This window comes from Aureimonas phyllosphaerae (assembly GCF_900113065.1).
GTDB classification, from domain to species: Bacteria; Pseudomonadota; Alphaproteobacteria; order Rhizobiales; family Rhizobiaceae; genus Aureimonas; species Aureimonas phyllosphaerae.
The window spans coordinates 85034-93130 of record NZ_FOOA01000017.1 but is presented as its reverse complement, the minus strand read 5'-3'; the positions used below and the strand labels follow the sequence as shown (position 1 = coordinate 93130).

The window sequence follows — 8097 nt, the reverse complement described above, 5'->3', positions numbered from 1 at the left end:
TGCGGCATGTCCGGATGCGTCGCATAGGGCGCAATGTCCGACGACATCCGATACAGCCCAACATCGTTCCGACCGCAGTAGTCAAGAATCCGGTCGATGTAATCCAGCGACACCTTCAGATGCGGATTGTTCGCCGGACGCCGCGCGTCGTTGCTCTTGAGGTCCGGCTTCCCCATCACCTTGACCGGGAAACCCAGTCTCGAAATTCGCTCGCTCATGCGTTTGCCTGTCATCCCCTCGTTATGAAGGGGACGCCGAACGCAGCCGTCAGGTTCCCTTGCATGCCGACCGTGATTGATGCGCGAAGGCCACAGGGGAGGCGCTCAGCGACTTAGTGGAAAAATCATGACTTGAAGAGTCATATATTCCTTGGGATGCAGGGGAAGCCATCCTGCCATCTGGAAGTTGCCCGTGCGTCCCTCCTCTCGCCTGTTTCTGACGACCACCGCTATCGCCCTCGGTCTCGGGGTTGGCGCCCAAGCGCAGACCGCGACCGTCGAGCTCGACACCGTCGTGGTCGAGGGCGCCGGCACGGGGGGCGATGGGATTTCCGGCTCGCAGGCTGCGGGGACCGCGCCGGTCGAGGGATACGTCGCCCGCGCGACGACCACGGGCTCCAAGACCTCGACGCCGCTCGCCGAACTGCCGCAATCGGTCTCCGTGATCGGGCGCGAGGAGTTCGAGGACCGGGGCACGCAGAAGGTGGACGAGGCGCTGCGCTATACGGCGGGCGTCTTCACCCAGCCCTTCGGGTTCGATTCCGACACCGACTGGTTCTACATCCGCGGCTTCGACGCGACCCAGACCGGTGTCTATCTCGACGGCCTCAATCTCTACCAATACGGCTTTGCCGGTTTCTCGATCGATCCGTTCCTGCTCGAGCGCGTCGAGGTCCTGCGCGGGCCCGCGTCGGTCCTCTACGGCGGCTCGAACCCCGGCGGCATCGTCAACCAGATCTCGAAGCGCGCGACGGGCGAGCGGCTCCGCTATGTCGAGGGGTCGCTCACCGACGATCCCAACGGCTCCTTCGCCTTCGACATGGGCGACAAGCTCGGCGCCGAGGACGGGCCTTGGAGCATCCGCGTCCTCGGGCGCGTGAAGGGCGGCGAGACGCAGACCGACTATGCTGAAAACTTTCGCGGCATGATCGCGCCGATGGTGGCCTACGAGCCGGACGCCGAGACGCGCCTCGATCTCTACGGCTTCTTCCAGTACGACAACCTGCGCCACACCAACGGCTTCTTCCCCTATGAGGGCACCGTGGTCGATGCCCCGTTCGGACGCATCCCCCGCGACCTGTTCTATGGCGAACCCGACGTCGACAAGTTCGTCGGCCGCCAGACCCTCCTCGGCTACGAGTTCGAGAAGGAGGCGGGGGACGGCCTCACCCTGCGCTCGAAGACGCGCTATGCGCGAACCGAGCGCGAGGAGTTCGGACCCTACACCTTCGGCTTCTACGATCCGGCGACCGGTACCGGTTTTCTGCCCGAACCCGTCGATGCCAACTCGATCCTCGGGCGTCTGAATTTCGCGCACGACACCACGGCCGACCAGCTAACGACCGACAACTCGGCGACGATGGCGTTCGCGACGGGCGCGGTGGATCACACACTTCTCGCCGGCCTCGACTACAAGCACTACCGGATCGATCAGGTGCAGGCGTCGGGTTCGGCCGCGCCGCTCGACCCGATCCGCCCGCGCTACGGCACGCCGCTGCCGCCGCTCTTCGCGCCCTATATCGACGAGACGATCACGCTCGACCAGCTTGGCTTCTATGCGCAGGAGCAGGCCAAGATCGGCGGCGTCATCGCGACGCTGAACGCGCGCTACGACCGGGTCTGGATCGACCGCGACGACCGCCTCGCCGGGAACGCCGACTACGACGGCAACGAGGGCGCGCTGTCCGGCCGCGCGGGCCTCGCCTACGAGTTCGAAAACGACATCACCCCTTACGTCTCGGTCGCAACCTTCTTCAATCCGCAGATCGGCACCGCGGGTGACGGCCGGCCGGTGGAGAACCAGAAGGGTGAGCAATACGAGGCGGGCGTGAAATACGACCCGACCTTCTTCGACGGCACGTTCACCGCGTCCGTGTTCGACCTGACCCGCCGCAACGTGGTTCAGACCGATCCCCTGACCTTCCTGCCGGTTCCGATCGGCGAGGTGCAGTCGCGCGGCGTCGAGCTCGAGGCGAAGGCCAACCTGACCGAGAACTGGAAGCTGACGGCCGCCTTCACTGCGCTTGACCTCGAGATCACCGACGACATCGATCCGGCCCTCATCGGCAACCAGCCGTTCCTGATCCCGGACGTGACCGCCTCCGCCTGGGCCGACTACACGGTGACGAGCGGCTCCCTCGAAGGGCTCTCGGCGGGCCTCGGCCTTCGCTATGTCGGCGAGTCCTATGCCGACAACCAGAACACGCTGACCGTGCCCGACGCGACGCTGGTGGACGCGGCGATTCGCTACGAGCGGGACGACCGCGGCCTGTCGCTGAACGTCAACAACCTCTTCGACAAGCGCTACGTGTCGGGCTGCCAGGGCGCCTTGACCTGTGCCTACGGGCAGGGTCGCGAGTTCGTCGTCAAGGCGCACATGAACTGGTAGGCGCGAAAACCGCGATCGACGGTCAAAGGCCCGGACGCGGCGACAGCGTCCGGGCCTTCGTCGTTTCGGACGGGGTTCAGTCGCCGGGGTGGATGTCGGCACGCACGGCCGGATCGATCTCACGCGCCGTGCGCCGCGTCCGGTTCTCGCGCCACCAGATGTAGAGGCCGCTCGCGACCAGGACGGCGGTGCCCGCGATCGTCGCCCCATGCAGGGGATCGCCGAAGAGCACGACGCTGACGCCCGCGGCCACCAGCACCTGCGTATAAAGGAAGGGGGAGAGCAGCGAGGCGGAGGCGTAGCGGAAGGCCGAGACGAGGAGGAAGTGCCCGACCGTACCGAGGAGGCCGATCGCAAGGAGTAGCGCCATCGTCGCGGCATCCGGCGTCTGCCAAACCGGAATGACGACGGCCGACATGACGACGGTGCCGAAGGCGGTGGTGTTGAACTGCGTCGAGGCGGCATCCTCGCGTCCCGCAAGGCGCCGCGTCAGGATCAGGTAGACCGCGTTGAGGACCGCCGCGGCCAGAACCAGGAAGAGGGCGGGGTGGAAGCTGCCGATCCCCGGCCGCAGGATCAGGAGCATGCCGCAGAAGCCGGCCAGCACCGCCGCGATGCGATGGAGACCGATCCGCTCGCCGAGCAGCGCGACGGACAGGACCGTCACCATGATCGGGCTGAAGAAGAGCACGGCGGTCGCGTCCGCCAGCGGCACGCGCGACAGGGCCTCGTACATCAGGAAGGTGCAGGCGAGGAGGAGGAGGCCGCGCGTCAGCTGCAGGATGGGATGCGATGTGCGCAGGAAGCGCGTCCCCGTGGTCGCGCCGAGCCAGGCCGTCATCACCACGGTCTGGACGACATAGCGGCCCCAGATCACCTGCATCACCGGCAGGAGGGTTGACAGATGCTTGCCGAGCGAATCCATGCCCGCAAACAGCGCCCCCGCCACGATGGTGAGGAGGATGCCGGTGAGAAGCGGGTTGGCGCGGGTCACGAAGCGGCTCCGTCGTCTCGGGGACGCGCGCGCCGAGGGGGCGCGTGCCGGCGCGGCAAGGGCGCGTCGTACATGGCCTTTAACGTGACATGCGCGATGGGGAAAGCACTGCCTACCCCCCGCGCCGTTCGGGTCAGCCTCAGCCGCCGCCGGTCGCGCGGCGGATCACGGCGAGGAACAGGTCGCCATAGGCCTCGCGCTTGGCCTCGCCGACCCCCGGAACCGCGAGGAAGCTGTCGTCGTCGTGCGGACAGCGCTCCGCCATGGCGCGCAAGGTCGCGTCGGAGAAGACGACATAGGCGGGCACCGACTTTTCGCGGGCGATGCGCGCGCGCTCGCCGCGCAGCGCCTGGAAGATCGCCGCCGACTCCTCGTCCATCCCCTCGGTGACATGGCCGGTGCGCTGAAGGCGCGTCGCCTTGCGCCGTCGGTCGCGGCGCAGCACCACGCGGCGCTCGCCGCGAAACACCGGCCGCGCCTCCTCGGTTAGGACCAGCGCACCGAAGGCGGCATGGTCGACGGTGAGGAGCCCCTGTGCCACGAGCTGGCGGGCGATCGACTGCCAGGTGCGCGGCTCGACGCCCTTGCCGGCGCCGAAGACGGGAATGGCGTCGTGGCCGGCCCGCTTCACCTTCTCGGTGTCCTTGCCGGTCAGGACCTCGATGACGTGGCCGAGCCCGTAGCGCTCGCCGGTGCGGTAGACGGCGGCCATCAGCTTGATCGCGTCCTCGCTGCCGTCGAAGGTCTCGACCGGCACGAGGCAGGTGTCGCAATTCTTGCAGCCGCCCGGATGGTTCTCGCCGAAATGCGACAGGATCGCCTGACGCCGGCAGCCCGCGGTCTCGCAGATGCCGAGAAGCGCATCGAGCTTGGCGCGCTCGACGCGCTTGATCTGCTCCTCCGCGCCGCCCTCGTCGATCATCCGGCGGCGCTGCACGACGTCCTGCATGCCGTAGGCCATCCAGGCCTCGGACGGCTGGCCGTCGCGGCCCGCGCGCCCCGTCTCCTGGTAGTAGGCCTCGACGGAGGAGGGCAGGTCGAGATGAGCGACGAAGCGCACGTCCGGCTTGTCGATGCCCATGCCGAAGGCGACGGTGGCGACGAGGCAGACGCCCTCCTCCTTGAGGAAGGCATCCTGGTGCGCGTCCTTTACGCGGGCGTCCATGCCGGCATGGTAGGGCAGGGCGCGGATGCCCTGTCCGTTCAGCCATTCGGCCGTCTCCTCCACCTTGCGGCGGGACAGGCAGTAGACGATGCCCGAGGCGCCGCGATGATCCTCGAGGAAGGCGAGGAGCTGGCGTCGCGGCTCGTCGCGCTCGACGATGGCGTAGCGGATGTTCGGCCGATCGAAGGAAGTGGAGAAGACCGGCGCGTGCTCGAGGCGCAGGCGCTCGACGATGTCGCGGCGCGTCGCGGGATCGGCCGTCGCGGTCAGGGCGATGCGCGGCACGGCCGGATAGTCGTCGGCGAGCGTCTCCAGCGCCCGGTATTCGGGCCGGAAGTCATGGCCCCAGGCGCTGACGCAATGCGCCTCGTCGATGGCAAAGAGCGCGATCTCGATGCGCGAGAGCGCCTGCCGGAAGCCGGGCGTCACGATGCGCTCGGGCGTCACGTAGAGAAGGTCGAGGCGGCCGGCCATCAGCTCTCTCCGAACCTCGGTGCGCTCCTCCTCCGTCAGCGAGGAGTTGAGGGCGGCCGCCCGCACGCCCGCCTCGGTCAGCGCCTGCACCTGGTCGCGCATCAGCGCGATCAGCGGCGAGACGACGATCGCCGTGCCCTGCCGGCAGAGCGCCGGGATCTGGTAGCACAGCGACTTGCCGGCGCCGGTCGGAAACAGGACGACCGCGTCGCCGCCGCCGACGACATGGCCGATGACCTCGCCCTGGCGGCCGCGGAAGTCGGCATGGCCGAAGACGCGGGCGAGCGCCTCGCGTGGGCTCGGAAGGCCGCCGTCGAAGAGGGCGCGCGTCGGGGCCGCGCCGGCTTGTGGAGGGGTCATGCGGACGGGTCTTGCCTCAAAGGGTCGCGAGCCCGGCCCGGAACCGGCGGGCATTGGCGACGTAGCGCTCGGCCGACTGGCGCAGGCCCTCGATCGCGGCGGCATCGAGCGCGCGCACGACCTTTGCCGGGACGCCGACGATCAGCGATCCGTCCGGAAAGTCCTTGCCCTCGGTGACGAGCGCCCCGGCGCCGACGAGGCAGTTGGCGCCGATCCGCGCGCCGTTCAGGACCGTCGCGCCCATGCCGATCAGCGTGTTGCGGCCGACCGTGCAGCCATGAACGATCGCCTGGTGGCCGACCGTGCAGCCCTCGCCGATCTCGAGCGGAAAGCCCGGATCGGCATGCAGCACGGCGCCGTCCTGGATGTTGGTGCGCGCGCCCACCCGGATCGGTGCCACGTCCCCGCGGATCACCGCGTTGAACCAGATGCCGACCTCGTCGCCGAGCACGACGTCGCCGACGACATGGGCGCCGGGTGCGACGAAGGCGGTGCCGGGAATGGCGGGGGCGACGTCGTCGAGAGCGTGAACGGGCATGGCGGTCCGATATCGGATGGGATGAGGCCAAGATAGGCCGTGCGCTCGCCCGGCGCGAGCCCCGTGCAGCGGTTTTCGCAGCGCGCGCCGCGCCTGCGACGGTCTGTCGACGGAGACCGGAAACAGAAAATTGACGTTAACGTAAGTGGCCGGAGTTTCGCTTTGCGACGTCCTGCGCTAGCCTCACGGGAAAAAGGGGAGGATCAACGCATGCCAAGGCCCTGGCTCGCCCATTATCCGGCGGGCATTCCGCACGAGACCGGTCCGCTGCCGTTCGAGAGCATCGCCGGCCTTCTGGAGGACGCCTTCCGGACCCATGCCGGCAAGCCCGCCTTCCGCTTCATGGGTGCGGTGATGACCTATGCCGAGCTCGACCGCGCCTCGGCGCGGTTCGCGGGCTATCTCCAGTCGATCGGCCTCCAGCCTGGCGACCGCGTCGCGCTGATGATGCCCAACGTCTTCCAGTATCCGGTGGCGCTCGCCGGCGTGCTGCGGGCCGGCATGGTGGTGGTCAACACCAATCCGCTCTACACGCCGCGCGAGCTCGCGCACCAGCTGACGGACTCGGGCGCACGGGCCATCGTGATCCTCGAGAACATGGCGGCGACGCTGGCCGCCTGCCGGGGCCAAGTGCCGGTCGAGCATGTCGTGGTGACCGGCGTCGGCGACATGCTGCCGGGCCTCAAGGGTCCCATCGTCAACCTCGTGCTTCGCCATGTGAAGAAGGCGGTGCCGGCCTACAGCCTGCCGGGCTCGGTCCGCTGGAAGGCCGCGCTGAAGACAGGCTCGGGCTTCCGGGCCGCGCCGCGCGGCGCCGAGGATCCGGCAGTCCTCCAGTACACGGGCGGCACGACGGGCGTCGCCAAGGGGGCGGTGCTGACCAACCGCAACATCGTCGCCAACGTGGTGCAGTCCCGGCTCTGGCACCAGCCGGTGCTCGACGCCATCCCGGCGGGCGAGCAGCCGACCACAGTCTGCGCGCTGCCGCTCTACCACATCTTCGGCTTCACCGTGAACATGATGCTGTCGCTGCACACCGGCGGCTGCAACCTTCTCATCCCCAACCCGCGCGACCTGCCGGCCCTCCTGAAGGAGCTGAAGGCGCACCGCTTCCATCTCTTCCCGGCGGTCAACACGCTGTTCGGCGCGATCGCGCGCCACCCGGACGTCGCCTCGGTCGACTGGACGCACCTGCGCCTGTCGGTCGGCGGCGGCATGGCGGTGCAGAAGGCGACGGCCGATCTCTGGAAGAGCGTGACGGGCTGCGCGATCTGCGAGGGCTACGGCCTGTCGGAGACCTCGCCCGTCGCCTGTGCCAACCCGGTCATGACGCGCGACTATTCCGGCATGATCGGCCTGCCGGTGCCCGGCACCGAGGTCGCGATCCTCGACGACGACGGCACCGAGCTGCCGATCGGCGAGCGCGGCGAGGTCGCGATCCGCGGGCCGCAGGTGATGCAGGGCTACTGGCAGCGCCCCGACGAGACCGCGCGCGTCTTCACCACTGAGCGCTTCTTCCGTTCCGGCGACATCGGCATCATGGACGAGCGCGGCTGGGTGAAGATCGTCGACCGGAAGAAGGACATGATCAACGTGTCCGGCTTCAACGTCTATCCGAACGAGGTCGAGGACGTGGTGACCCGCATGCCGGGCGTCGCCGAGGCCGCCGCGATCGGCGTGCCGGACGAGACCTCCGGCGAGGCGGTCAAGCTCTTCGTCGTCAAGACGGCGTCCGACGTCGACGAGGCGGCGGTGAAGGCGTGGTGCCGCGAGAACCTGACCGGCTACAAGCGGCCGCGCGACGTCGAGTTCCGCGACGAACTGCCGAAGACCAATGTCGGCAAGGTGCTGCGCCGGATGCTGCGGGACTGACCGACACACCGGGCGACGGGAGCGAGCGCCGCTTGCATCGCGCGCCGTTCCCGATAGTCTGGCGGGATCAAGGACATGCCCGGCTCG

At 68.6% G+C, this 8097-nt stretch carries 5 protein-coding genes and 1 pseudogene; 2 read left to right on the top strand and 4 right to left on the bottom strand.

Annotated elements, in window-relative coordinates:
- Positions 1 to 218: pseudogene (locus BM175_RS17585) on the bottom strand (UV DNA damage repair endonuclease UvsE); the annotation flags it as partial.
- Positions 219 to 411: 193 nt separating this feature from the next.
- Between BM175_RS17585 and BM175_RS17580 the strand changes: the two are divergent.
- Complete coding sequence (locus BM175_RS17580; protein ID WP_244546059.1) at positions 412 to 2607, top strand: TonB-dependent siderophore receptor; 2196 nt, start codon at positions 412 to 414, stop codon at positions 2605 to 2607.
- Between the two features lie 76 nt (positions 2608 to 2683).
- Here the strand turns inward: BM175_RS17580 and BM175_RS17575 are convergent, their stop codons facing one another.
- The 3 genes from BM175_RS17575 to BM175_RS17565 all read right to left on the bottom strand — a co-directional run bounded on the left by BM175_RS17575 (position 2684) and on the right by BM175_RS17565 (position 6138).
- The gene (locus BM175_RS17575) at positions 2684 to 3601 is read right to left on the bottom strand and encodes a DMT family transporter (RefSeq protein WP_090965340.1); all 918 of its coding nucleotides are present in this window, start codon (positions 3599 to 3601) and stop codon (positions 2684 to 2686) included.
- Positions 3602 to 3740: 139 nt separating this feature from the next.
- Positions 3741 to 5600, bottom strand: a complete 1860-nt coding sequence (gene recQ / locus BM175_RS17570) for a DNA helicase RecQ (protein WP_090965338.1) — start codon at positions 5598 to 5600, stop codon at positions 3741 to 3743.
- Positions 5601 to 5616: 16 nt separating this feature from the next.
- Positions 5617 to 6138: a gamma carbonic anhydrase family protein gene (locus BM175_RS17565; RefSeq protein ID WP_090965336.1), complete on the bottom strand. Its 522-nt coding sequence runs from the start codon at positions 6136 to 6138 to the stop codon at positions 5617 to 5619.
- A gap of 129 nt (positions 6139 to 6267) precedes the next feature.
- Here BM175_RS17565 and BM175_RS17560 point away from each other — a divergent pair, with 129 nt between their 5' ends.
- The gene (locus tag BM175_RS17560) at positions 6268 to 8010 is read left to right on the top strand and encodes an AMP-binding protein (RefSeq protein ID WP_425285288.1); all 1743 of its coding nucleotides are present in this window, start codon (positions 6268 to 6270) and stop codon (positions 8008 to 8010) included.
- Positions 8011 to 8097: the final 87 nt, after the last annotated feature.

Excerpts from the sequence above, each read along its gene's own strand:
- recQ (WP_090965338.1), bottom strand. The coding sequence starts at position 5,600 with ATGACCCCTCCACAAGCCGGCGCGGCCCCGACGCGCGCCCTCTTCGAC.
- BM175_RS17565 (WP_090965336.1), bottom strand. The coding sequence starts at position 6,138 with ATGCCCGTTCACGCTCTCGACGACGTCGCCCCCGCCATTCCCGGCACC.